Raw genomic sequence first — 529 nt, forward strand, 5'->3', positions numbered from 1 at the left:
CTGACTTCTATATAGCCGGCAATTTCATTGACTTTGACATAACGGTTTTGATGCAAAAGGTATTTCATTAGTTTTTGTTCCCTTGCTGTCATATACATAAAACGCCGCCTCCGGTGTTGTCGTTTTTGCGGGGGGGGGGGGGGGTGAAAGGGGTTCCGGCGGTTGAAACGGTATCCCTATCATAAAACGCTGTCAAAAAATCTTCAATTCAAACTAATTAATTTTTTATTAAAATCTGTGCAAATACTTTTCAAGAAGTGAAGAAACATCAGCTCACAGCTGATGTTTCTAGATTAGGTTGCATCTGCGCCGCCCTGTTCATACATTCTGTTTTCGGCAGCCCCCGCCCGGCTGCCGCCCTCTCCCGATTCTATCTAAAGCTATGCTTTCAAATGGCTGATTACCAGTTTGAATAAAGAATGATCCTCTTCGAGTCCGCATACGTCGCGAAGCACGCCGGCATAGCCTTTTTCAGCGATCATGCTTTGAAGCTGAACGGCTTCCGGATCATCGGCACAATCAAACTGCA

1 protein-coding gene and 1 pseudogene are annotated in these 529 nt (G+C 45.2%); both read right to left on the reverse strand.

Going from position 1 to position 529, the window contains the following annotated elements:
* The coding region (locus tag ACWHAR_RS31615; protein WP_452088997.1) for a hypothetical protein at positions 1-98 on the reverse strand (98 nt) is incomplete at its 3' end.
* 282 nt (positions 99-380) lie between these two features.
* Positions 381-529: pseudogene (locus ACWHAR_RS31620) on the reverse strand (mannitol-1-phosphate 5-dehydrogenase); the annotation flags it as partial.

The organism is Bacillus sp. LR--39, from assembly GCF_053613335.1.